A 24,541-nucleotide genomic window follows, 5' to 3' on the forward strand; every position below is an offset into this window, starting at 1 on the left:
TTATTGCTCTTTTTTACGGCGACGGCTGCCTCGATACTTACTGCGTTTTGACTTAGCTTTTACACCGCTTTTATCGTCAGTGGGTACGTTTTTGTCGCCATAAGGAGCAGTATTACTGGCTCGCGCTTTTATCGACTTCGCGATGGCGCGTTTAGCTTCATCCGTTTGCTGATAATCGGTCCAGAACTGCGCTATGTCATGAAGCTCACCACCTTCGGCTTCAGCTCTTAATAGTAAAAAGTCATAAGCAGCTCGGAAGCGAGGGTTTTCAACCATTTGCATTGGGCGTTTACCTTGCATCTTCAATAACCTGTGCTGTGAGCTCCATATATCGCGCATCGTAGCGGTAAAACGTTTTGGTATTGCAACGGTTTGAACAGCGCGTTGTAAAATGTCATTCATGGCAAGTTGGAATGCATCATATGGAGACAAGCCACTTTCTAGCTCTAATTCACTGGCGTGGGCTTCAAGCGGATACCAAAACAATGCAGCCAATACGAAGGCTGGAGAAATACTTTTCTCTGCATTAATGCGTGCATCTGTATTGGCTAGCATAGTTGCCAATAAGCGTTCTTCTTTATCAAGAGGATTACCAGTTAGTACTTGCTCTGCAACCGGGAAAAAGTAGCGGAATATACCAAATTCACGAAGCGCAGCTACGTTATCAACAGCTTTGCCCGCTAAAAATAGTTTTAATGCTTCGTCAAATAAGCGCGCTGGTGGAATATTAATAAGTAAATGGTTTAACTCATAAATTGGTTGCTTAGTGCGATCAGCGATTTTCATTCTTAATTTAGTTGAAAAACGAATTGCACGTAACATTCGAACAGGATCTTCACGATAGCGCGTTTCTGGATCTCCAATTAGATCGACAACGCCTTTTTCAATATCGGCCATGCCGTTGGCAAAGTCTAATATCGAGAAATTCCGAATATCGTAATATAACGCGTTGATAGTAAAGTCTCGGCGCTCGGCATCTTCATCAATCGTTCCATACACATTGTCACGTAGCAACTGACCTTCGTCACTTTGACGAGAGACCTTTTTCGCTTGCGTGACTTCATCATTGGCTTTTGTAACACCGTCATCATCAGGTGTGTCGTGGTGACCACGCATGGTCGCTACTTCGATTATCTCTCGGCCAAACATAATGTGCGCTAAACGAAAGCGGCGGCCAATCAAACGACAATTACTAAAGCTTGCTTTTACTTGTTCAGGTGTTGCATTGGTAACAACGTCAAAATCTTTTGGCTGTAGGCCTAATAAAATATCGCGGATACAACCACCAACCAAATACGCTTCGTAACCATTATCTTTTAAACGATAAAGCACCTTTAGGGCATTTGGGCTGATGTCTTTACGAGAAATAGGGTGTGATTCACGTGGAATTAACGTCGCGTTGTTATCAAGAAACGGAGCTTGAGGCTTCTTTGGACGAGGCTTGCTGGATGAATGTTTGGCTGGCTCACGACGTTTACCTTCGAATTCTTTGCGAGGCTCTTTAGTCGCTTCTTTTTTACTTGCGCTTGAATCTTTGCCAAACCATGAAATTACTTTTTTAAAAACCACGTATTTATTTACCTACATTAAATCCAATTACCACAAATCGCTCCTGCGTTTGCGTGTTAGCGGCGCATTTTACAGCAATATGAGCAAAATAAAAAATAAATGAGTAATTAGCTTAAATGATTATTTCTTGTGATGTTGGAAGGCGCTTAAAATCGACGTGTTCTATCGCCCAATCAAGTATTTTTGCACAGCTTAAAAATGTCAATTGAGGCTCATTTTTAACAGGTAGGCCAAGTAACTGCAACGCTTTTAAAAGCTCTGGACGAGGGTTGTTAATATTGATTGCTGGCGCGTGATTTTGTTTACTTAGTTTTTGACCTACAGCTGTTGAAATTACGGGTAGATGAAAAAATTGCGGCGCGGTTACTTCAAACTCGTGATATAGCGATAGTTGCCTTGCCGTCAGTGGCATGATGTCTGAACCGCGCACCACATGCGTAATACCTTGATCTATGTCATCAACAACAACCGCTAATTGATAGCTAAAAAGGCCATCTCGGCGTTTGATCAAGTAGTCTTCTTTACTCAATGATTCTGGCGCTATTTGATGGCCAAAATGTAAATCATAAAAACTAAGTACCGGACTTAATTGTTTAATTCGGACTGGGTGATCGTTGAGCGTTAACTGTTTGTGTCGACATTGGCCAGCGTAACTAGAGCCAGACGCTTTTATTTCTTTGCGGGTACATTCACAACCATATAGCATTGATTTATCAGCTAAATAATCAAAACATTGTTGATAGCGTGTTAGCCTTTGAGTTTGTGTAAGACAACCATGGTCGCTTTGTTGAAGCTGGGATTGCGTTTGTGTATCAATATCCCATTCCATTCCAAATGCGAATAATGCATCTAAAATTTGTTGCCGTGCGTTAGCCTGAACTCGAGTTGTGTCAATATCTTCAATGCGAACAAACCACAAACCTTTGTTTGCTTTAGCATGCAGGTAACTACCTAGCGCAGCATACAAGGAACCAAAATGTAATGGACCACTCGGCGAGGGAGCGAATCGTCCTCTAACCTGAGTATTAGACTTGTTAAATTGAATCTGATTTAAAAACGGGGATGGTGTCACGAAAGGGAAAAAGAGGGTTAAGGCTAAGCCTTAACCACCCAATTGTTTTTCTTTAATTTCAGACAAGGTTTTGCAGTCGATACATTGGTCAGCTGTAGGACGGGCTTCAAGACGACGAATGCCGATTTCAATGCCACAAGTCTTACAAAAACCAAAATCATCACTGTCAATTAGACCAAGTGTCTTTTCAATTTTCTTGATTAATTTACGTTCACGGTCACGCGTACGTAATTCAAGCGCAAATTCTTCTTCTTGAGATGCGCGGTCAACCGGATCTGGGAAGTTTGCTGCTTCATCTTGCATATGGTTCTTAGTGCGATCAACTTCTTCACGCAATTGGTTACGCCATGCTTCCAAAATCTTACGAAAATGTACAAGCTGTTCATCGCTCATATATTCTTCGTTTGGTTTTTCTTGGTACGGCTCAACGCCTGCTGAGGCTAGTAATCCCAATGATTTTTTTTCTGCCATGCGTTGCTTTTCTCCTAAAATTCAACCGGTTAGCGCACAATTTATTATTTTTGTATTAGCAACCAGTGTCTAATGCCAAAAAACGGCGGCTACATATAGCAAAAATAACACTGTTTCGCAACTAAAAGCTAGATTAATGTTCAAATTGGCTTGAGTGAGTTACATATGTTTGTTGCGCGTCTATATGGGTATGCAATACTAAAATTTCTACCCCTTTGTTCACCGCATCGTCAATTAATTTCCCGTAAGCAGGATCTATATGGCGTGCAACGGTCACTTTTTTAATCCCAGTGTGTTGAACTAAAAAGACTAAAACAGCTCGATACCCTTGCTCAACCATTTCTATCAATTCACGGACATGTTTCTGTCCTCGTGTTGTTTTCGCATCTGGAAAGGCGCCCAATCCTGTTTTCTCATCGAGTAACAACGTGGTGGATTTTACTTCTACATAACAAGGCGGTTTTGAGTGTGTGGATGTGGATTCGTCTTCGTCCGATAATAAAATATCTATTCGGCTATTTTCATTGCCATATTTTACTTCGGTTTGCAGGCGAGCGTAATCAGCTAATTCAGGGATTTTGCCATTTTCAATGGCTTCTTTAACAAGGGTATTGGCCAATAAGGTATTAACGCCTATGAAATGTCCAAATTGATTAACTGTCTTTTCCAAAGAATATCTGTATTTCCGTTTGGGGTTATTACTTTCACTAAAATAAGCGCTAAAGCCAGGGTCAGCACAGCCTGTCATTGCGCCGGTATTGGCGCAATAAATAGTAAAAACATGGCTGTGTTTATTGGCATCCAGCTGCTCCACATCCACTAAAAAGCGTTTATACCGCTTTAACAACGTTGCATGTTGTAGTGTTTGTTCGAACATTAGCTTAAGACTTATGGCCAAAAGGTAATATGTGTATCAAGCCGGCGACAACTAAACCAGCCACAACGCCATAGAGACCATCAAGTAATACGCTAGCAATAGAAGTTATTAAAGAAGGCAATGCCAAATCAGTTCCAAGGTAGTTCAACACCAACTCTGAGACGTGGTGCACAGCGCCAATGTTATGCGTCAACATTCCTCCACCAACTAAAAACATCGCGATTAATCCAATGACACTCAAACTTTTCATTAACTTTGGAGCAAAGGAAAGTAAACCCGAACCTAAAAGCTGCAAGACTTTTATTGCCAATGTGTCGCCTTTCAATTGTTGCCAATGCAGCCCCACATCATCTAAACGCACAATTACCGCTACAAGGCCATACACACCGACGGTCATAACAAAAGCAATAAAGGATAACGCAACAATTTGGTTGGTCATAGTTGCTCCAGCAAAGCTGCCTAGTGCAATGATGATAATTTCTGCTGATAATACAAAGTCGGTGCGGATTGCGCCTTTTATTTTGTTTTTCTCAAAATTTAACAGTTCTTCTGGGCTTTGCTTTACTTTTTGTAGTAGCTCATTGTGGTGTTTTTGTTTGTCATCGGTTTTAGTCTGAAAGGTCTCAATAATTTTTTCAGCGCCCTCAAAACATAAAAATAAACCACCTAAAACCAATAACGGAATAATTAACCAAGGCAAAAACGCACTAATGAGTAATGCTGCGGGCACTAATATGGTTTTGTTAAGCATACTTCCTTTGGCGACGGCCCAAACAACGGGAAGTTCTCTATTGGCTTTTACGCCGCTTACTTGTTCAGCATTTACCGCGAGATCATCGCCTAACACACCTGCGGTTTTTTTAGCAGCGACTTTTGACATAGCCGCTACGTCATCGAGTAATAGCGCAATATCGTCAAATAACGCAAAAAAGCTAGCAGAAGGCATATCAAACTCCAAAAAGTTATTATTTTTATCCATGTAAACTCATTATTAAAGATTATTGATTGAGTTGCTAGATAAGAATTAAATGATTGAACATCAGGCGGATTTTACTTGTTTGTTCAAAATTAAGTCCCATATTGAACTGACGAAAGAGATTTAGTTCTCTATGATGGATATAGACTTTAAACAAAGAGATAGGCGTTATGACAAAATTACTCAGTATAAAACTTTCTACGACACCCGCACCTCAAGCTTGGGGCGAAGATAATCAATTAAGTGTGGCGCCAGATGGCTTTACAATCCACATCGGCGACCTATCTCTACAAGACTCTCTGAGTGTTATTCAAAGTACAGCTCGAAAAATTCAAGGTATGGGAGTAAACCAGCTCGCAATCGAAGGAGCCTGGGATATTGAGCAACAGTGGTCGTTATACCAGGGATTAGTGACGGCAAAAGGTGGTCAGTCAGTGGCATGGTTAGCACAAGATACAAAAGAACTAGATGCGCGCAAAAAGACTTTTGATTGGACTCGTGAAATGACTAACCTGCCGCCAGCTGACATGTACCCGCTAGAATTAGCGAATCAAGCGGTAAAGTTTATCAAAGAATTAGCCGGTGATGCGGTTACTCACTCTTTGGTCATCGGCGATGATTTACAAGAAGCTGGGTGGATAGGCATTCATTCGGTAGGTCGCGCCAGTATTCATCCACCAGTTTTATTGAGCTTAGATTATAACCCAACGGGCGATGAGTCTGCGCCAATAGAATATGCTCTAGTTGGTAAAGGCATCACGTTTGATAGTGGAGGTTATTCTATTAAGTCATCGGAAGGCATGCTAACGATGAAGTGCGATATGGGCGGTGCAGCTACCGTAACAGGCGCCTTAGGATTGGCAATTTTACGTGGATTAAATAAGCGTGTTCGTTTAATTTTATGTTGTGCCGAAAATATGATTGCGGGCAATGCTTACCGTTTAGGTGATGTTATTACTTACAAAAACGGTTTAACAGTCGAAGTGGTAAATACCGATGCGGAAGGCCGTTTGGTTTTAGCCGACGGTTTATTACATGCCAATGAATTGGGCGCGAAAAATATTATTGATGCGGCAACACTGACAGGTGCAGCGATGATGGCTGTTGGTGGCGATTACAATGCCATGTTTGCTCTTGATGACTCGATGGCAAACCGTGGTTTAGCAGCTGCTGCTGCGGAATTTGAAGGCGCTTGGCGATTACCGCTTGCTAAGTTCCACCGCAACAATTGTCCATCGGCTTATGCTGATACTGCCAATAGTCGTCCGCAGAAGGGTGGCGGTATGGGTGGCGCTTCAAATGCCGCAGGTTTTCTGTCTAGATTTGTGAATGAAGAAGGCAGCAATTGGCTTCATATGGATTTGGCCGGCGCGTTTAACAACAATTCAACGGGTAAATACGCAGCTGGCGCTACGGCAATGGGTGTAAGAACCATTGCAAAATTAATATCTGAATAATAGCGAATGAAATAAAAAGGCCGATACCGTTCATCAAACTTCGATATCGGCCTTCCCATTGGGGGCTGTGTTAACGAACAATTAGTTTGCTCTTAAAGACGCCTTTTTCGCAAGTCGTGCAGCGTGCAATAGTGGTTCTGTATAACCACTTGGCTGGTTTTTCCCTTTAATCACCAAATCAAGTGCGGCATTAAAAGCAATGGAGTTGTCAAAATCTGGCCCCATTGGTTCATAACCTTCAACATCTTGGTTTTGCTGATCAACCACAGCAGCCATCTTCTTCATAACAACAACGATACGTTGTTCGCTACATAAGCCGTGTGTCAACCAGTTCGCCATATGCTGAGATGAAATACGACACGTTGCTCTGTCTTCCATCAAACCTACATTGTTAATGTCAGGCACTTTTGAACAACCAATACCAGCATCAACCCAGCGAACCACATAACCTAATATACCCTGGGCATTGTTATCCAGTTCATGGTTTACTTTTCCTGGAGTTAACGGCTCATCTTTACTAAGTAATGGTATTTCTAGAATGTGTTCTAAACGCTGTTGTTCTTCAGCAAGCACTTTGTCGTCCGAAGTTTGTGTAACTAAACTATCTTGGATGCTAGGTACAAAAACTTGATGGTAATGAAGTGCGTGTAAAGTCGCCGCTGTTGGAGATGGAACCCAAGCGGTATTGGCGCCGGCCTTTGGATGGCCAATTTTAGCTTCCATCATGTCCGCCATGTTATCCGGAATTGGCCACATGCCTTTACCAATTTGTGCTTTACCTAAGAAACCACTATTTAAGCCACTGGCTACATTTGACTCTTCGTACGCACTTATCCACGGCATGGTTTTTAAAATTGCTTTGGGTTTAAATGGACCCGCTAACATGCTGGTATGAATTTCATCGCCTGTTCGGTCTAAAAAGCCAGTATTGATAAATACAACACGCTCTTTTGCTTCTTTGATACAGGCTCTTAAATTAACAGAAGTGCGTCGTTCTTCGTCCATTATGCCCATTTTTAGGGTGTATCTGGTTAAACCTAGCGCATCTTCAATGGCATCAAATAAATTTTGAGTAAAGGCCACTTCTTCCGGGCCATGCATTTTAGGTTTTACGATGTAAATTGAACCTTGTTGGCTATTTTTAATATCGGCAGTTGGCTGTTTGTTAACATCAATTTTGCCTATGGCAGCGGTAATAATGCCGTCCAAAATGCCTTCAGGAACATCTTCACCAGCAAATTGCATCACTGGGTTTGTCATTAGGTGGCCAACATTACGAACAAACATAAGTGCTCGTCCTGGTAATGTCTGTGCAAAACCATCTTTGCTTATAAAGTCGACATCCGCATTCATTTTGCGTTCAAACACTTTGCCGTTTTTATTGATTTGTTCAGAAAGATCGCCTTGCATTAAACCTAGCCAGTTTTTATATACCGCAATTTTGTCTTCGGCATCAACGGCTGCAACTGAGTCTTCACAATCCATAATTGTTGTTAATGCCGACTCCATTAATACGTCTTTAATAAAGGCGTTATCGGTTTTACCAACAGGGTGGTTTGCATCTATCTGAACAATAAAATGAAGATTGTTGTGTTTAAGGATTAGGCCAGTAGGGCTATCGGATTTACCTTGAAAACCAATAAACTGTTGGCTATCCAATAAAGAAGTTGTATTACCGTTAGATAGAACGATGACCAATTGCTCACCTTCTACTTTAAAAGACTTAACTTCAGTCCAACAGCCATCAATTGGCGAGTTTTCATTTAGAAACTGACGTGCGTAAGCAATAACTAAATTGCCGCGAACTGGATTATAGGTTTTACCTTTTTCAGCTCCATTTTCTTCACTTATAACGTCGGTACCATAAAGTGCATCGTATAAACTGCCCCAGCGAGCATTTACTGCATTAAGCGCATATCGGGCGTTCATTACAGGAACAACTAGCTGAGGGCCTGCCATTGTCGCAATTTCATCATCGACGTTTGTAGACTCGATGTTAAATGGTGCTGGTGGCTCAACAAGGTAATTAATATCTTTTAAAAATGCCTTGTATTCTTTTAAGTCTGTGGAGCGACCTTCGACGTGATATTCATCTATTTGGCGTTGCAATTCGCTGCGTTTTTGCAACAAGGCTTTATTAACAGGAATATATGTTTCAAAAATACTTTCTACTTTACGCCAAAATACTTCTTGCGGTAACTGGATTTGTGGTAATACAGATGAGTTTACAAAATCGTAAAAACCAGCATCTATTTTAAGCTGATTAATCTGTACGTCTTTATTGTTCAATTCTTTACGCAATGTGTTTGGCATAACTGACTCGCATTTGTTTAAAAAAGTTAGCGCGGTAATTCTAGATCCGAACCCTTATATAAAAATACCTTTGTATTTATATGTTCATCATAACTATTGTGAATAGTACTACTCAGCGCCGACATCAACAATTAATCTGCGCAACCAAATATGACCAGTATCATGGTGAAGTAGCGGAGACCAAGCCATTTTTAGCGCGATAGGTGGTATGTCAAATGGAGGTTCAACTACAACTGTATCAGGGTTGTCAGCGTAGAGTTCGGCAGCCTTAGTGGGTAGTGTAGCAATGAGACCTTGTTCTTTAGCTAGCCACATCGCCATATGGTAATGACGAGTGAACACGCTGATATCTCGTTTTTTACCAAACTTTGATAGCTCATTGTCTACCCAACCAAGCTTTTGTACTTCTGTAGGATCAATACCAACACCAACGCCAAAGCCCGTTTTACTTACCCATACGTGTTTATGCTTTAAATATGTATCTAAGTCTAAATTGGGAAGACAAGGGTGCTTTGCACTGACCATGCACGAAAAGGTGTCGTACCAAATGACTTTTTGGTGAAATGATAAAGGAAGGTCATCAAACCGGTTAATGGCCATATCGACTTTACCTAACTCTACATCATGAAAACTGACGTCTGAAGGCGTGACAATATCAAGTGTTACACCGGGTGCGCGGCTGCGTAGTCTGCCTATGACTCGTGCCAACAAAGTCGTTTCTGCATAGTCACTTGCCATGATTCTGAAGGTTCTGTTGGATTCTAACGGATCAAAATTCTTTTCTTTTTGAAGGGTTTCTTCCAGTTTTGAAAGAATATTACGTATTGTTGGCTGTAGCTCAAGCGCTCTTGCGGTTGGCACCATACCCTCTGAGGTTCTTATTAGTATTGGGTCTGAGAATAATTCTCGAAGCCTTTTTAGGCCATTGCTCATTGCGGGTTGTGTAATTGATAGCTTATCGGCAGCCCTAGTTACATTTTTTTCTCGTAATAATACATCTAGGTATACCAAAAGATTGAGATCGATCTTACTAATATTCATTTGGTGAATTCCATGTATGGAAATTATTTATTTCATGAATCCTAGTCGAATGACATAGAGTTGTCAGCAGAAAAATTCATGGAGATACAAATTAGTCTCTCCAACTAATAATAAATGATGTGAATAGAGGAAGTGCATATGTCTGCATATACTAACGAAATAGAACTATTAAAAGCAATTAAAGCGCGTCACGGTGAAAGCTGGGCTGCGATTGAGCCAGAGTATGCAGCAAGAATGCGAGCGCAAAACAAATTTAAAACGGGCTTGGACATTGCTAAATACACCGCTGATATCATGCGCAAAGACATGGCCGATTACGACCGTGACTCTTCTCAGTACACTCAGTCTTTAGGTTGCTGGCATGGTTTTATTGGCCAACAAAAAATGATTTCTATCAAAAAGCACTTCCAAACAACAGAGAAAAAATACTTGTACTTATCAGGTTGGATGGTTGCGGCACTTCGCTCTGAGTTTGGCCCACTACCTGACCAGTCAATGCACGAAAAAACATCTGTAGCATCATTAATTGCTGAGCTTTATACCTTCCTACGTCAAGCTGATGCGCGTGAGCTAGGCGGTTTATTCCGTCAACTAGACGATGCTCGTGAAGCGGGCGATGACGTACTAGCACAAAAAGTACAAAACGAAATAGACAACCACCAAACACACGTTGTTCCAATTATTGCTGACATTGATGCTGGTTTTGGTAACGCAGAAGCAACGTACTTGATGGCTAAACAAATGATTGAAGCGGGTGCCTGTGCTATTCAAATTGAAAACCAAGTATCTGATGAAAAACAATGTGGTCACCAAGACGGTAAAGTAACGGTTCCTCACGAAGACTTCTTAGCAAAAATTCGTGCTGTTCGTTATGCTTTCCTTGAACTAGGGATTGATGACGGTGTTATTGTTGCTCGTACTGACTCATTAGGTGCTGGCCTAACAAAACAAATTGCGGTAACTCGTGAGCCTGGAGATTTAGGTGACCAATACAACAGCTTCTTAGATTGCGAAGAAGTGGCACCACAAGATCTAAACAACGGTGACCTAGTCTTAAACCGTGAAGGCAAATTATTACGTCCTAAGCGCCTACCTTCAAACTTATTCCAGTTCCGCGCTGGTACAGGTGAAGATCGCTGTGTTCTAGACTGTATTACATCATTGCAAAACGGTGCAGACTTACTTTGGATTGAAACGGAAAAACCACACATTGGACAAATCGGCGGTATGGTTGACCGTATTCGTGAAGTAGTTCCAAATGCGAAACTGGTTTATAACAACAGCCCGAGCTTCAACTGGACTCTTAACTTCCGACAGCAAGTATTTGATGCATGGTTAGAAGAAGGTAAAGACTTAGCGTCTTACGACCGCGCTAAGCTTATGAGCGAAGAGTATGATGCTACAGAATTAGCACTTGAAGCTGATGCACGTATTCGTACGTTCCAAGCTGACTCGGCGCAACAAGCGGGTATCTTCCACCACTTGATTACGCTTCCAACTTACCATACAGCGGCATTGTCTACAGACAACTTAGCGAAAGAGTACTTTGGTGATGCGGGCATGTTAGGTTATGTAGCAGGTGTTCAACGTAAAGAAATTCGCCAAGGTATTGCGTGTGTTAAACACCAAAACATGGCTGGATCTGACATGGGCGATGATCACAAAGAATACTTTGCTGGTGAAGCGGCGCTTAAAGCTGGCGGTAAAGACAATACAATGAACCAGTTTGGTTAATAGCTGATTATTAATGGTTAATTGTTGGTTAATAACCTGCAAAGACCATAACTAAGCTGTAAGTTCAAAGCTTCCAAAGTTATCCTTTCTTTGGTTACAAGACGCCTGTTAGCAATTACGGGCGTTTTTTTTTTGCGTTTATCTGTTTTTAGTAAAACCGCTGCAACTTATATAGTTGAAGTTGAAATTGCATTTTAGATTGTTTGTTTAATTGTTATGAAGTTTAAGTTGAGATTGAAATTTGAGGGAGATTGTTTGGCGCAATTGTCATCAAATTGAAATTGTTTGTTCAACTTTCTGTCATCAAACTCACTTAAGTTTATTCCTGTTCGCATAAACTTAAATAGGTAAGTTCCATGATTTCAGTTGAAAGTGTGGTAGCAGAGCAATTCCCAGCAATTGAACGCAGCAATCCATTTTTGAAAAACTCGTTTTTACGCTTCTTACGATTTATTTTTCATGAACGCGAATTTCAAAGGTTCGAAGCATCTTATCCACATCTAAAAGGCCTCGACTTTGTTGAGCAAGCTCTAGAATTTTTTGAGTTTGACTATAGCGCCAATGAGCGAGAGATCCGAAATATCCCTACATCAGGAAAAGTTGTGGCTATAGCCAATCACCCGATAGGCAGTTTAGATGGCTTGGTATTGCTTAAGTTATTGAGCAAAGTTCGCAAAGACGTAAAAGTGGTCGCTAATGAGTTACTTTGGGCCATTGAACCTCTAAGACCTATGCTATTGCCTGTTAATAATATGGGTGGTCGAAATGCAAAAGAAAACATGGCGGCTATTGAGCAGCACCTAACTGATGGCGGCGCCTTGCTTATTTTTCCAGCCGGAGAAGTGTCAAGATTATCAGCAACAGGCATAAAAGATGGCAATTGGCGTAGCGGCTTTTTAAAGTTCGCACAAAAAACACAGTCTGACATTTTACCAATACATGTTGACGGCAAAAACTCGGCGTTTTTTTATGGTTTATCGATGTTGGCTAAACCTCTTAGCACCATCTGGTTAGTTCACGAAATGTTTAAACAACATGATCAAGAACTAAGGCTTAGAATTGGCGCGGTTATAAAACCAAGTACTTACAATAATATCCCTATCGATAATAAGCGATTAATTAAACTATTCAAAAAACACGTTTATGCGCTTAATAAACGTCGTTCAGTGCCAGAGTTTAGTTCTCGGCTGGAAAGTATCGCGCATCCAGAAATGCCCAGTGCCGTTCGTGAAGAGTTGAAACAAAGTCAGCGACTAGGTGAAACGACAGACGGCAAACAAATTTATTGTTTTCAGCCTAAACACACCGACTCATCGTCGGTAATGAGAGAGCTGGGGCGATTACGCGAGTTTACCTTTCGTGCCGTGGGTGAAGGTACCGGTAAAATTCGAGATTTTGACAATTACGACTGGTTTTACGACCACGTTATTTTGTGGGATGACAATCAACTGGAAATTGTTGGTGCCTATCGAATGGTATCTATGAAAAAAGTGTTTACTCACCATAGCGATATTGGCTTGTATAGCCAAACCCTGTTTAACATCGCGGAGATGCCTGAGTCTGTGCGTTTAAAAACTCTAGAACTAGGTAGAAGCTTTATTCAGCCTAAGTATTGGGGCAAACGCAGTCTAGATTATTTGTGGCAAGGTGTTGGGGCCTATTTAAAAAATAACCGTGACATCCAGTATCTTGTGGGTCCAGTCACGATTAGTAATGAATTACCTAGCGACTGTAAAGCGAGTTTAATACGATTTTATAAAACGCATTTTGGTAGCTCGTTACAATGGGTGCAACCTAAAAATCCATATCAGTTAAGTGACAGCGTTGGGCTTCATTATGAAGGCCTTGATGTTGGGACTGACTTTGTCGCGTTAAAAGCATTCATGAAATCCAAGCAACAAACAATTCCAACCTTGTTTAAACAATATACCGAACTTTGTGATGACAACGGGGCCCAATTTTTAGGCTTTAACATAGATCCTGACTTTGCGGACTGTATAGATGGGTTTGTGTTTATCGATATTAACCAAATGAAGCCTGCGAAACGCAGCCGTTATTTAAAGTTTTAAGGCAAATTATGACTTCTCAACATCATTATGAAAGCATGTGGCTATCGGACATTCATTTAGGATGCAAAGACTGTAAAGCAGACTTTTTACTGTCATTGTTGGATAGTTGTACCGCCAAAAAAATCTTTCTGGTCGGTGATATTGTTGACTTCTGGGCGTTAAATCGCCGGCTGTATTGGCCCGAAGCTCATAACAAAGTGTTTAATAGGTTACTGACATTATCGCAGCAAGGTGTTGAGGTGATTTATATCCCAGGTAATCACGATGATGTTATAAGAACTTATCAGTCTTTTAATTTTTCCGGTATGCAAATTTATAAAGAGTACATTCATGAAACCGTTACTGGTAAAAAGTTACTTTTATTACACGGCGATAAGTTTGATCAACAAGTCTGCTTTGGTCGTTTTCACGCTAAACTCGGCGATGTACTTTATGATTTATTACTGTTTTTAAATCGACAACTACATAAAGCTAGAAAAGCCATCGGCTTGCCATACTGGTCGTTAGCATCGTATTTAAAATCAAGAGTGAAAAAAGCAAATGAGGCAATTGAAAGATATAAATTAGCCGCTTTAAATGAGGCTATAAAACAGCAAGTTGATGGTGTGGTTTGTGGTCATATACATCATCCACAAATATGCTTAGAAAACGGCATTATGTATTGTAATGATGGTGATTGGGTTGAGAACTGCACCCTTTTAGTTGAAACAGAACAAGGAGATCTGAAGTTGCTTCAATGGAATGATGCTATTGATAACATTGAAGTTTTAGGCCAAGTAAATTGGAGCAAACCGCAACAGAACAACAAAAATCGACAAGTTGACCGGAAATGGGTATCTTAACTGTCATAAAACGGTAAAAATACTTTTATTGGACAACATTTTAGATGACAAATTCCCAACCGGGATCTGGCGATTTAGCATTTAGTGATACCACCAAAATCGCAGTACTGGATATAGGCTCAAATAGCTTTCACTTTGTCGTGGGCGAAATGAGTAACAACTCAGTGAAGATCTTATATAAATTAAAACAGAAAGTTCGTCTTGCAGACGGCCTTTCAGACCAGATGGTGCTATCAGAAGCGGCAATATTACGCGGATTGGAAGCACTAGAAAAAATTGAACAACGCATTCAAACCTACAAGCCAGACTCAGTTAAGGTTGTCGGCACCTACACACTAAGAAATGCTATCAACGTCGATGTTTTTATTCAGCGCGCGAAAAGCATCTGTAGTTACCCAATTGAAATATTGTCAGGTGAAGATGAGGCTAAGCTGATTTTTAACGGTGTAGCACAAACGTATTCGCTAGATAAACCAACATTAATTATTGATATTGGTGGTGGCAGCACAGAGTTTGTTATTGGCCAACATAAAGAGCCCGAGATAGCGACCAGCTTAGATATGGGTTGTGTTAGCTATACCAACCGATTCTTTGCAGACGGACAGATGACAGACCTCGCTTTTGATAACGCCATATCAGCAGCCTCAAATAATTTACAACAAGTTCAAGCTGCTTTTAAAGCGTTAGGTTGGGATAAATGTTTAGGCACTTCAGGCTCTGTAGAAAGTCTGGTTAGTGTGATTGCACAACAAAGTGGACTGAGCTTATTTAAGCAATCTTTGACGTTAGACGACTTATATATTTTAAAAGCGTTATGTATCCATACTAAAGATAGCGATAGGCTAACAATTGGTGAAGTGAACGAATGCAGAAAACATGTTTTTGCTGCTGGTTTATCTATCATGATCGCAGCCTTTCAAGTGTTAGAAATTAAAGAACTTAATGTGGTTTCCGCGGCACTTCGAGAAGGCGTAATGTTTAACATCCTGGATACAATGACTCAATAGCTCCGCAGTTTGATGTATAGGGTGCAAATTTAACTAACTTGTCTTCGAAAGGTAACATATACGCAACATAGCTCATCTAATCTCAAAATATGCAGAAGATGCATATCACGATTAGGTGAGGTAATTATGTCCGGACTAATAAAAGACAATAAGCTACAACAGTTAGACACTCAGCTTTTTTATCAATTAAATCGAAACTCCAAATCATCAATTATAAAATTAAGTAAATGGCTTTCTAAGTCAGGCGATGGCTATTTATACCTTGTTATCTCTATAGCAACGGTGATGCTGCATCAAGAATATGACACTCGTTTTTTTAAAACCGCTTTGTTGGCGTTTGCTATTGAATTGCCGGTTTATTTAATACTTAAAAATATAGTTAAACGTCATCGTCCTTTTGACAAACTAGCGTCTTATCAATCGCATATTGCGCCATCAGACAAATTTAGTATGCCGTCCGGTCACAGTGGAGCCGCATTTCTTTTTGCAACTATCGTGTCGTTTTATTATCCCGAATTATCCATGTTGGCCTACACGTGGGCCACCGGTATTGCATTATCACGGGTTCTATTAGGCGTGCATTTTCCCAGTGATACCGTTATTGGAGCCTTGCTAGGCATAGCTTGTGCCGAGATAGCGATAGACGCATTTCTGCTTTTGTAGAAGGAATAGAACCATGAAGATTTTATATGGCGTACAAGGTACAGGAAATGGACATATTACTCGGGCAAGAGTGATGGCAAAAGCGTTAGCTAAAAAAGGGATAAAGGTGGATTACGTTTTTTCTGGAAGACCAGCGCAGCAATATTTTGATATGGGCGTGTTTGGTAATTATCGTGCTTATAAGGGGCTTAGTTTTGTCTCAGAGCATGGTTCTATTAGCTATTTAAAAACGGTCCAACAGGCTTCTCTTGTTAAATTATACAAAGACATTGTTGCTTTTAACGTGGATGATTACGACTTAGTACTAAATGATTTTGAGCCGATTACTGCTTGGGCTGCCACCCGTGCAGGAAAAAAAGTAATTAATATTAGTCACCAAGCGGTATTTACTAAAGATCAGGTTCCTTCATTAGGGTTAAGCTGGTTAAATCGACAAATATTAAAACACTTTGCGCCTAGTGATATCGCGCTTGGTGTTCATTGGTTTCATTATGGGCAGTCTATTATGCCACCCTTTATTGAGCGTGAGGTCGTTAATAAGTCTGAGTCCGACAATGTTTTGGTATACATGCCATTTGAAGAGCTTTCTGAGGTCGTTGAATTGTTGGAAACTCAACTAGATCAAGAGTTTGTATTGTATCACCCAAACATAAGCGCAGCTCAAAAGATAAACAACATCACCTATAGAGTGGCTTGTCGCCAAGGTTTTTTATTCGATTTAGAATCATCAAAAGGTGTTATTGCCAATGCCGGTTTTGAATTGAGTAGCGAAGCTTTGTGTTCAGGAAAAAAGCTACTACTAAAGCCATTACAAGGCCAGTTCGAGCAGGAGTCTAATGCAGAAACTCTCAGAAATTTGGGGCTAGCAACGGTGATCAAAGGCTTAGACGAAGCAGAGTTAGAGCGCTGGTTGCAATTACCGGCTAATGACGCAATTAACTACCCAAGCGATCCTACGCCCGTGGTAGATTGGCTTATTAGTGGCGACCATACGAAACCTGAAATTCTTTGCCAACAGTTGTGGAAATCAATATCTTTACCTCAGTTTTCCAGGAGCGTTTGGTCTAAATAAAAGAGAAGTGACGATTCGGTCTTATTAAGACTCGGCTCTTGTCATATAATGCTCTCACTTCGTGCTGTGGTGAGTTTTTAAATGAGTCTTCATGCTTTACCGGTAGATAATATATTTTCTGAATTAGATATGCTTTTACAGCAGCACTCTAGAGTGGTGTTGCAAGCAGAGCCTGGTGCCGGAAAGTCAACACGGTTGCCATTATTGTTACTGCAACAAGGGCGAAATACCCAAGGCGTCTATTCCCATAAAAATCAGATCCTTATACTGGAACCGCGTCGAGTCGCGGCACGACAAATTGCCCACTTTTTAGCAACGCAACTTAATGAAACCGTAGGACAACGCATTGGTCTGGCAATGCGAGGTGAAAATCTCACAAGTGAAAAAACAGTATTAACTGTGATTACTGATGGCGTGTTGGTAAAAATGCTCCAACAAGACCCTGAGCTTACCGATGTTGGTCTGATTATTTTTGATGAATTTCACGAACGTTCTTTGTCTTCTGATTTAGCACTTGCCTTGAGTATCGATAGCCAACAGCTCAATGAGGCCTTAGCATTACTCATCATGTCCGCAACAATAGATACCCAACAACTAGCAAAACAACTTGAAGCCAACGTCATTAGCGCACAGGGGCGTCAGTTTCCCATCGAATATAGATATGTGCCTAGTGAGTTAATACCAACAATTGATAATGTGGTTTCCGCTATAAAACAGGCCTTAATAGATGAGCAGAGCTCGATACTTGTATTTTTACCAGGTATTGCAGATATTAACCGGGTAAACGCTAAGCTTAACGGAACTATACCAAAGGATACCGATATTTTTCCGCTATATGGTGGCTTGTCGATGAGCGATCAGGTTAAAGCAATAGAGCCCGCGATTGCTGGGCGGCGAAAGATAGTTTTAGCAACAAATATTGCCCAAACAAGTTTAACCATAGAAGGTATTGATGTCGTAGTAGATAGTGGTCAAGAGAAAGTAAACATTTACCAACCAAGAGTAAATGCAGACACTCTTGTTAGCCAATCCATATCAAAGGCGTCAGCAACACAGCGAGCTGGCCGTGCCGGTAGATTAAGGGCTGGAGTTTGTTATCGATTAGGTAGTGAAGAGCATTGGCAAAGAAAAGTCCAGTTTGATACTGCGGAAATAGAGAGAAGTGATTTATCTCAATTGTTATTAGAGGTCACTATTTGGGGCGCTGAATTTGACGAGTTATTTTGGGCAACTAAACCCGATGATAGTTCGATAGGCGCCGCTGAAAAAAAGTTATTAGGCCTACAATACTTAGAAAAGCGCAATAACAGGTTACAGAGTACCGGCTTGTGTGAGCAATATCAGCAATTCGGGACTGATCTTAGATTAACTCGTTTGCTTAGTTATGCAGCAAGTCTTGAAAACACGTTTGCAATTAACGCATGTTATTTAGCAGCGTGGTTAGAGGTAGGTTTAAATGAAGCTCAAATAAGAGTGCCCAATAACATTGGCGAGTTGCCGTTGCAGCCTCAAAATCTGCCACAAAAAATGCCCAAAAAAATCCAGCACCAGTTTCGAAAGTTCATAAGTACATTGTCGTTACGGACTGAAAGTGATAGCCAGAAAAATAATCTCATCGACAGCGACCTTTTTGGGGTTTTGTTGGCACATGCTTTTCCAGATCGCATTGCGAAAAAGACAAGTAAACGATGGAAAATGAGCAATGGTGGAGCCGTCGAATTTCATCATTCAAATATACCAAGCAATAGTGAATTTATTGTTGTGATTGATTTTAGCGCTAGCCAATATGGCCATTATGTTCGCCACTATGCGGAGTTATCGAAATCGCAAATAGAGCAGCATTTAGCAAGTCTAATTGAACGTAAACAGCGAGTTTATTGGTCTGAACAAAAACAAGCGCCAGCAGCGGTTGCTGAAGTAAAAATAGGTGAACTGGTTATTGAGCAAACGCCAATGAAAGTAAATCTTGACGCAGACCAGTGGCAACAAGTGTGGTTAGACTATTTTGATCAACATGGCTTGGCTAGTTTTGGTAATGGACAGGCAAAAATCAACGAGTGGTTAGTTAAGATGACATTGATGCAACAATGCCTGCCTGACACTTGGCCCGCGGTTAACGAATTGACACTAAAGCATTCAAAATCAGTATGGTTAACGCCTTATTTGAACAACGTTCGAAGTTTAGCTCATTTACAAAAATTAGATGTAATAGCTATGCTCAATAGCACGCTTGATTGGAGTCAACAACAAGTACTAAAGGAGTACTGCCCAAGCCATTATGAAACACCTGCAGGAACTCGAGCCAAAATAGATTACACTGTTACGCCACCAAAGATCTCGGTTCGGCTGCAAGAGATGTTTGGTGAACCGACGTCGCCCGCAATATGCAATGGTAAAGTGCCATTGTTATTAGAGTTACTTTCGCCAGCTCGTCGCGCTATTCAGTTAACGCAAGATTTAGCGCATTTTTGGAACAACGCCTATGTCGAGGTGAAAAAAGAAATGAAAGGACGCTACCCAAAACATCGTTGGCCTGATTCCCCTCAAACAGAAACGCCGGGTCATTCATTGAAGAAAAAAATGTCTGCTAAGTAGTTTCTTTAATTAGAGCTAAAAGGTAAGGTTAAAATTGATAGTTTAATGCTAGTAGTTCAATAAATTAGAGAAAGATTAAGCAATTATATGAGTAACGATGTAGATCCGAATCAAGTATTAAAATCAGGCAGTTACCGAGTTCTAAAGGTAGTGATCTTCATTTGTGTCTGTTTGGCATTTTATACCTTGTATATGGATGCGTGGGTGCAAAAGCGCATGGCAGGCCAAAAGTGGGATACACCTGTTCAGGTATTTGCCAGACCTTTATCAATTTACAGTCACAAATTCTTGCCTAAACAAGAAGTTATCGATGAACTAAAATTATTAAACTATAAGTCAGCTCCTCAACCCGACTCTCCAGGCCAATTTACGATTAAACAGTCTTTTATCGAGATTTATCGTCGAAGTTATATTGGTTTTGATGGTTTGATTGCACCGCAAAAAATACGAATTGGATTTCAACAAAATAGAGTAGCCGCGGTTGAAAGTTTTAAGGATGGGCAATGGCTACCGCAGTCGATCACTTATTTAGAGCCAATGTTAATCTCGAGACAAGCCACTGACAGTAATGAAGACCGAGAGATTTTAGATCTTTCAACCATTCCCGAATGGATGATTGATGCGTTGTTGGTAGTAGAGGATAAAAACTTCTATCATCACCATGGCGTTGCACCTTTAGCGATTGTTAGAGCCTTATTCGCCAATATCTCAGCCGGTAGAAAAGTTCAAGGCGGTAGCACCATTACGCAACAATTAGCAAAAAACCTCCTACTTAACGACAATCGCAAGTCCTACTTTAGAAAGTTTAAAGAAGCTATTATTGCCTTGATTCTTGATTACCGATATAGCAAAGACGCAATATTGGAGGCTTACTTTAATGAGATTTATCTTGGTCAAAATGGCAGTCGAGGTGTACACGGTTTTGCCTTAGCTAGTAAGTTTTACTTTAATCAAAGGTTAGCCGACTTAACGCCTGAAAAATTTGCGTTATTGGTCGCCATTGTAAAAGGACCCTCGTATTACAACCCAATTCGTCACAAGCAACGCGCGCAAGAACGACGCGACTTAGTACTTCAGTTGATGGTATCCGATAATGTTATTTCTAAGGATGATTATCAATGGTATGTAAACCAACCACTTGCCTTAACAGTGAACAAAAGCAAATATCGCACGCGCTTCCCATCCTACTTACAACAAGTTGAACGAGAGCTAAAAACATTAGATGTTGTCGCGCCTTTGAATAGCGGTTTGATGGTATTTACTGGTTTAGACCCTCTTTTACAAACAAGATACGAAAGACTATTTGCACAAAGTATCAAGCAGTTGGAGTCTGGATATAAACAAAAAGATCTAAACGGTGCGATCGTTTCTATTAGTTTGGAAAATGGCACTATTAGCGCCTTGGTCGGAGATAAAAATAATACTGCTGGTGGATTTAATAGGGCGCTTGATTCTCAAAGAAACATAGGTTCATTAGTAAAACCTGCGGTTTATCTTACTGCTCTAGATCAACCGGATTATCATTTGGGGACCATGTTGCCGGACGAAAAAATATCGATGCAAAGTAATCAAGGAAAACGTTGGGAGCCAACCAATTATGATAAGAAATTGAGGGGCGAGGTGTTGTTGTTTGATGCGTTAAGTCAGTCCCTAAACTTGCCTACAGTGCACTTAGGCATGGATGTTGGATTAACTTCAGTGATTAGCACACTACGCAAAATGGGTGTTGATCAACAAATCAATAAATACCCTTCTTTGTTACTAGGCGCGCTTCCTATGTCGCCGTTGCAAGTGGCTGAAGTGTTCCAGCCAATAGCAAATTTTGGGCAAAAGTTTCCTGTTCAAGCAATTACGCATGTTACTGATAATAATGGTATTAAGTTATTAACAAGCAACGTAGATAGCCAAATTATATTTGATTACGCCACCAGTTATGAACTGGCGTATGCACTAACACAGGTTACAAAGGTTGGCACAGCAAAGCGTTTAGCGAATGAACATAAAGACATTCAATTTGGTGGAAAGACGGGAACTACTGATGATTTAAGAGACAGTTGGTTTGTCGGTTTTGATCAAAATAAAGTGACTAGTGTTTGGGTAGGGAAAGACGATAATTCGCCAATTAATCTAACCGGTAGCCAAGGTGCCCTATTTGTATTTAGCCAAATACAGCAAGCTCGCATTCCAGAATCGGTTAATAAGCCAAAGCCTAATAATGTCGAGTTACGTTACGTAGAAAAATCAACAGGCTCGATATTGTCGGGTGAATGTGGCGAGCATATTCAACTGCCTATTCGAGTAGACAAAATCACCAAAATAAAGGACTGCCCATCATTGTTTGATTGGCTATAAAAAAAGCCACATAAAGTGGCTTTTTCATCAAATATTGAATTTGTAGACGTTAGCCCTTGGCCAACTCAGCGAATGCTTCGCCTATAACTGCGATTGTTTTGTCTAACATCGGGCGGTCATGTTTAATAGAGACAAAACCGGCTTCAAATGCAGATGGTGCCAGATAAACACCACGGTCGAGACATAAATGGAAGAACTTCTTAAATCGCTCACCGTCACACTCACAAACTTGTGCAAACGTTGTGACTTTTGGCGCATCTGTAAAGAAGATACCAAACATACCGCCAGCTTGCGCGGTTGCGACAGGAATGCCATGTTTTTTAGCTTCCGCCTCAACGCCTTCTAGTAAATAGGCGGTTTGCGCAGTTAGTTGTTCATGAAATCCATCTTTTTCCAATTCCGCTAATGCAGCTAAACCGGCAGCCATTGCCACTGGGTTACCGGATAATGTACCTGCTTGATATACCGGACCTTCTGGCGCTAAGTGAGCCATTACCTCTTTTTTACCACCAAACGCGCCAACAGGCATGCCACCACCGATGACCTTACCTAATGTTGTAAGATCTGGCTCTACATTATACAAACCTTGCGCGCTGCCTTTGTGCACACGAAAACCTGTCATCACTTCATCAAAAATAAGTACGGCATTGTACTCATCACAAATCTCTCTCAGGCCTTCAAGAAAACCTGGTACCGGAGGAATACAATTCATGTTGCCCGCGACAGGCTCTACAATAATACAAGCAATATCATCGGCGTATTGTTTACATAACTCTCGAACTGAGTCTAAGTTGTTAAACTCTGCTGTAATGGTGTGAGCTGCAACATCGGCAGGAATACCTGGTGAGCTAGGTACACCCATTGTTAAAAGACCTGAACCGGCTTTAACTAACAATGAGTCCGCATGACCGTGATAACAACCTTCAAACTTAAGTAACTTATTTTTACCTGTATAGCCGCGGGCCAAACGGATCGCGCTCATTGTGGCTTCAGTGCCTGAATTAACCATACGCACACGTTCGATCGACGGAAGGAATTCAGTAATTTTTTCCGCCATGGTTACTTCTATTTCCGTGGGAGCACCGAAGCTTAGACCATTTTGAACTGCGGCAACTACCGCGTCTTTTATAGCTGGGTGGTTGTGGCCAAGAATCATAGGGCCCCATGAACCTACATAATCAATATAAGCTTTGCCGTCGACATCATAAGCAATTGCACCGTCTGCTTTTTCAAAAAAGATCGGTGTTCCACCTACGCCATTAAATGCACGAACCGGAGAATTAACGCCGCCAGGGATATGTTGTTTAGCTTGTGCAAAAAGATCTGCTGATTTAGTCATAAAACGTTAGTTACCTATATTAATTTATTTAGAGCTTACCCAAGGTACATCACATTGGTATTTGTCGACTTTATCGGCAACACCCAATGTTAACGCAAACAACGCCATTCGAATAAGAACACCGTTGTCAGCTTGGCGAAATATCGCCAAGTTTGGATTTTGGTTTAAATCGTTATCAAGCTCATTGGCATCAGCACGTGAATCTCGTGGTAATGGATGCATGATAACTGTGTTTGACTTACAATATTTCGTATATATTTCGTTGTTTAGACGGAACTGACCACGGTATTTATTAGCTTCATCTTGGCTCTCAAATCTTTCTTCCTGAATACGCGTCTGGTAAACAATATCTGCATCGATATTGTGTTCCATCTTATCGCTAATTGTCACTTTATGACCGGCGTCTTCAAGGCTATCAATAACATAAGTTGGCATTGATAAAGCATCAGGCGAGACTAAGCTAATATGCATGTTTTTGTACATGGCCAATAACTTCGACAATGAGTGTACGGTTCTGCCATTTTTAAGATCACCGACCATCGCGATATGCATGCCATCAATAGTTTGGTCAAATGCGGCTAACTCTTTTTGAATAGTAAACAAATCTAATAAAGCTTGAGTCGGGTGTTCGTTAGCACCGTCGCCACCATTAATAACGGGAACTCGACTTCCTTCAGCAAACTCGGCGACCGATCCAGCTTGTGGATGACGCATCGCAATGACATCGCTATAACTACTGATAACCCGTGCAGTGTCGTAAAGTGACTCACCTTTAGCTAATGCTGAACTTTGCATGCCTGTGGTTTCTCGTACTTCACCACCTAATAAGTTAAAGGCACAACCAAAACTCACTCGAGTACGTGTTGAAGGCTCAAAAAACAAGTTTCCTAAAATTGCACCGTCTAGCACCTTGGTCCTTAATTCACGTTTTGCGTAAGGCTCCATGCGACTCGCAATATCAAAGATATTTTGTAGATCATCACGATTAAATTGATTTACAGAAAGAATGTGTTGCCCAGTAAAGTTCATCAGCTTGATAGCCTATTCATAAAGAGTGGAACGTTGTTGGAAGGCAATTTTAGCAGACCAACC

General features: G+C 40.9%; 18 protein-coding genes. 9 read left to right on the top strand and 9 right to left on the bottom strand.

Annotated elements, in window-relative coordinates:
- From pcnB to ACZ1GV_RS01270, 5 genes are all read right to left on the bottom strand, one after another.
- Window positions 1–1,569, bottom strand: a complete 1,569-nt coding sequence (gene pcnB / locus ACZ1GV_RS01250; protein WP_472674899.1) for a polynucleotide adenylyltransferase PcnB — start codon at window positions 1,567–1,569, stop codon at window positions 1–3.
- Window positions 1,570–1,681: 112 nt separating this feature from the next.
- On the bottom strand, window positions 1,682–2,641 hold the full coding sequence (gene gluQRS, locus ACZ1GV_RS01255; RefSeq protein ID WP_472674900.1) for a tRNA glutamyl-Q(34) synthetase GluQRS: 960 nt from the start codon (window positions 2,639–2,641) through the stop codon (window positions 1,682–1,684).
- Window positions 2,642–2,671: 30 nt separating this feature from the next.
- Complete coding sequence (gene dksA / locus ACZ1GV_RS01260) at window positions 2,672–3,112, bottom strand: RNA polymerase-binding protein DksA (RefSeq protein ID WP_210560357.1); 441 nt, start codon at window positions 3,110–3,112, stop codon at window positions 2,672–2,674.
- 133 nt (window positions 3,113–3,245) lie between these two features.
- Window positions 3,246–3,989: a DNA/RNA nuclease SfsA gene (sfsA, locus tag ACZ1GV_RS01265; RefSeq protein WP_472674901.1), complete on the bottom strand. Its 744-nt coding sequence runs from the start codon at window positions 3,987–3,989 to the stop codon at window positions 3,246–3,248.
- A 4-nt stretch (window positions 3,990–3,993) separates the two neighbouring features.
- The gene (locus tag ACZ1GV_RS01270) at window positions 3,994–4,935 is read right to left on the bottom strand and encodes a DUF808 domain-containing protein (RefSeq protein WP_472675852.1); all 942 of its coding nucleotides are present in this window, start codon (window positions 4,933–4,935) and stop codon (window positions 3,994–3,996) included.
- Between the two features lie 200 nt (window positions 4,936–5,135).
- Between ACZ1GV_RS01270 and pepB the strand changes: the two genes are divergently transcribed.
- Window positions 5,136–6,422, top strand: coding sequence for an aminopeptidase PepB (gene pepB, locus ACZ1GV_RS01275; RefSeq protein ID WP_472674902.1), 1,287 nt, complete (start codon window positions 5,136–5,138; stop codon window positions 6,420–6,422).
- An 81-nt stretch (window positions 6,423–6,503) separates the two neighbouring features.
- Here pepB and ACZ1GV_RS01280 read toward each other — a convergent pair whose 3' ends face one another.
- Both ACZ1GV_RS01280 and ACZ1GV_RS01285 read right to left on the bottom strand, forming a co-directional pair.
- Window positions 6,504–8,735 (bottom strand): malate synthase G, encoded by a 2,232-nt coding sequence (locus tag ACZ1GV_RS01280; protein WP_472674903.1) that lies wholly within the window; start codon window positions 8,733–8,735, stop codon window positions 6,504–6,506.
- 108 nt (window positions 8,736–8,843) lie between these two features.
- Entirely contained in the window at window positions 8,844–9,776 is a 933-nt protein-coding gene (locus tag ACZ1GV_RS01285) for a LysR family transcriptional regulator (RefSeq protein WP_210560352.1), read from the bottom strand.
- A gap of 138 nt (window positions 9,777–9,914) precedes the next feature.
- Between ACZ1GV_RS01285 and ACZ1GV_RS01290 the strand changes: the two genes are divergently transcribed.
- The 8 genes from ACZ1GV_RS01290 (at window position 9,915) to mrcB (ending at window position 22,110) form a co-directional block, all read left to right on the top strand.
- A complete protein-coding gene (locus ACZ1GV_RS01290; protein WP_472674904.1) occupies window positions 9,915–11,510 on the top strand; it encodes an isocitrate lyase in 1,596 nt (531 codons plus the stop codon).
- Between the two features lie 356 nt (window positions 11,511–11,866).
- A complete protein-coding gene (gene olsF / locus ACZ1GV_RS01295) occupies window positions 11,867–13,579 on the top strand; it encodes a bifunctional ornithine lipid synthase OlsF (RefSeq protein WP_472674905.1) in 1,713 nt (570 codons plus the stop codon).
- 8 nt (window positions 13,580–13,587) lie between these two features.
- Entirely contained in the window at window positions 13,588–14,421 is an 834-nt protein-coding gene (locus ACZ1GV_RS01300; RefSeq protein ID WP_472674906.1) for a UDP-2,3-diacylglucosamine diphosphatase, read from the top strand.
- 44 nt (window positions 14,422–14,465) lie between these two features.
- Window positions 14,466–15,428: a Ppx/GppA phosphatase family protein gene (locus tag ACZ1GV_RS01305; protein ID WP_472674907.1), complete on the top strand. Its 963-nt coding sequence runs from the start codon at window positions 14,466–14,468 to the stop codon at window positions 15,426–15,428.
- A gap of 126 nt (window positions 15,429–15,554) precedes the next feature.
- Entirely contained in the window at window positions 15,555–16,091 is a 537-nt protein-coding gene (locus ACZ1GV_RS01310) for a phosphatase PAP2 family protein (protein WP_472674908.1), read from the top strand.
- Between the two features lie 13 nt (window positions 16,092–16,104).
- A complete protein-coding gene (locus ACZ1GV_RS01315; protein ID WP_472674909.1) occupies window positions 16,105–17,163 on the top strand; it encodes an MJ1255/VC2487 family glycosyltransferase in 1,059 nt (352 codons plus the stop codon).
- An 81-nt stretch (window positions 17,164–17,244) separates the two neighbouring features.
- Window positions 17,245–19,758 carry an ATP-dependent helicase HrpB gene (gene hrpB, locus ACZ1GV_RS01320; RefSeq protein WP_472674910.1) on the top strand — a complete coding sequence of 838 codons (2,514 nt, stop codon included), beginning with the start codon at window positions 17,245–17,247 and terminating at the stop codon, window positions 19,756–19,758.
- Between the two features lie 87 nt (window positions 19,759–19,845).
- Window positions 19,846–22,110: a penicillin-binding protein 1B gene (mrcB, locus tag ACZ1GV_RS01325; RefSeq protein ID WP_472674911.1), complete on the top strand. Its 2,265-nt coding sequence runs from the start codon at window positions 19,846–19,848 to the stop codon at window positions 22,108–22,110.
- A gap of 49 nt (window positions 22,111–22,159) precedes the next feature.
- On the opposite strand, the gene hemL is transcribed toward mrcB, so the two are convergent.
- Entirely contained in the window at window positions 22,160–23,449 is a 1,290-nt protein-coding gene (hemL, locus tag ACZ1GV_RS01330; RefSeq protein WP_472674912.1) for a glutamate-1-semialdehyde 2,1-aminomutase, read from the bottom strand.
- Between the two features lie 24 nt (window positions 23,450–23,473).
- Window positions 23,474–24,478 carry an aspartate carbamoyltransferase gene (locus tag ACZ1GV_RS01335; RefSeq protein WP_210560343.1) on the bottom strand — a complete coding sequence of 335 codons (1,005 nt, stop codon included), beginning with the start codon at window positions 24,476–24,478 and terminating at the stop codon, window positions 23,474–23,476.
- Window positions 24,479–24,541 lie beyond the last annotated feature (63 nt).

This window comes from Psychrosphaera sp. HA2-10, assembly GCF_055693745.1.

Excerpts from the sequence above, each read along its gene's own strand:
- dksA (WP_210560357.1), bottom strand. The coding sequence starts at position 3,112 with ATGGCAGAAAAAAAATCATTGGGATTACTAGCCTCAGCAGGCGTTGAG.
- sfsA (WP_472674901.1), bottom strand. The coding sequence starts at position 3,989 with ATGTTCGAACAAACACTACAACATGCAACGTTGTTAAAGCGGTATAAA.
- ACZ1GV_RS01270 (WP_472675852.1), bottom strand. The coding sequence starts at position 4,935 with ATGCCTTCTGCTAGCTTTTTTGCGTTATTTGACGATATTGCGCTATTA.
- pepB (WP_472674902.1), top strand. The coding sequence starts at position 5,136 with ATGACAAAATTACTCAGTATAAAACTTTCTACGACACCCGCACCTCAA.
- ACZ1GV_RS01280 (WP_472674903.1), bottom strand. The coding sequence starts at position 8,735 with ATGCCAAACACATTGCGTAAAGAATTGAACAATAAAGACGTACAGATT.
- ACZ1GV_RS01285 (WP_210560352.1), bottom strand. The coding sequence starts at position 9,776 with ATGAATATTAGTAAGATCGATCTCAATCTTTTGGTATACCTAGATGTA.
- ACZ1GV_RS01290 (WP_472674904.1), top strand. The coding sequence starts at position 9,915 with ATGTCTGCATATACTAACGAAATAGAACTATTAAAAGCAATTAAAGCG.
- olsF (WP_472674905.1), top strand. The coding sequence starts at position 11,867 with ATGATTTCAGTTGAAAGTGTGGTAGCAGAGCAATTCCCAGCAATTGAA.
- ACZ1GV_RS01300 (WP_472674906.1), top strand. The coding sequence starts at position 13,588 with ATGACTTCTCAACATCATTATGAAAGCATGTGGCTATCGGACATTCAT.
- ACZ1GV_RS01305 (WP_472674907.1), top strand. The coding sequence starts at position 14,466 with ATGACAAATTCCCAACCGGGATCTGGCGATTTAGCATTTAGTGATACC.
- ACZ1GV_RS01310 (WP_472674908.1), top strand. The coding sequence starts at position 15,555 with ATGTCCGGACTAATAAAAGACAATAAGCTACAACAGTTAGACACTCAG.
- ACZ1GV_RS01315 (WP_472674909.1), top strand. The coding sequence starts at position 16,105 with ATGAAGATTTTATATGGCGTACAAGGTACAGGAAATGGACATATTACT.
- hrpB (WP_472674910.1), top strand. The coding sequence starts at position 17,245 with ATGAGTCTTCATGCTTTACCGGTAGATAATATATTTTCTGAATTAGAT.
- mrcB (WP_472674911.1), top strand. The coding sequence starts at position 19,846 with ATGAGTAACGATGTAGATCCGAATCAAGTATTAAAATCAGGCAGTTAC.
- hemL (WP_472674912.1), bottom strand. The coding sequence starts at position 23,449 with ATGACTAAATCAGCAGATCTTTTTGCACAAGCTAAACAACATATCCCT.
- ACZ1GV_RS01335 (WP_210560343.1), bottom strand. The coding sequence starts at position 24,478 with ATGAACTTTACTGGGCAACACATTCTTTCTGTAAATCAATTTAATCGT.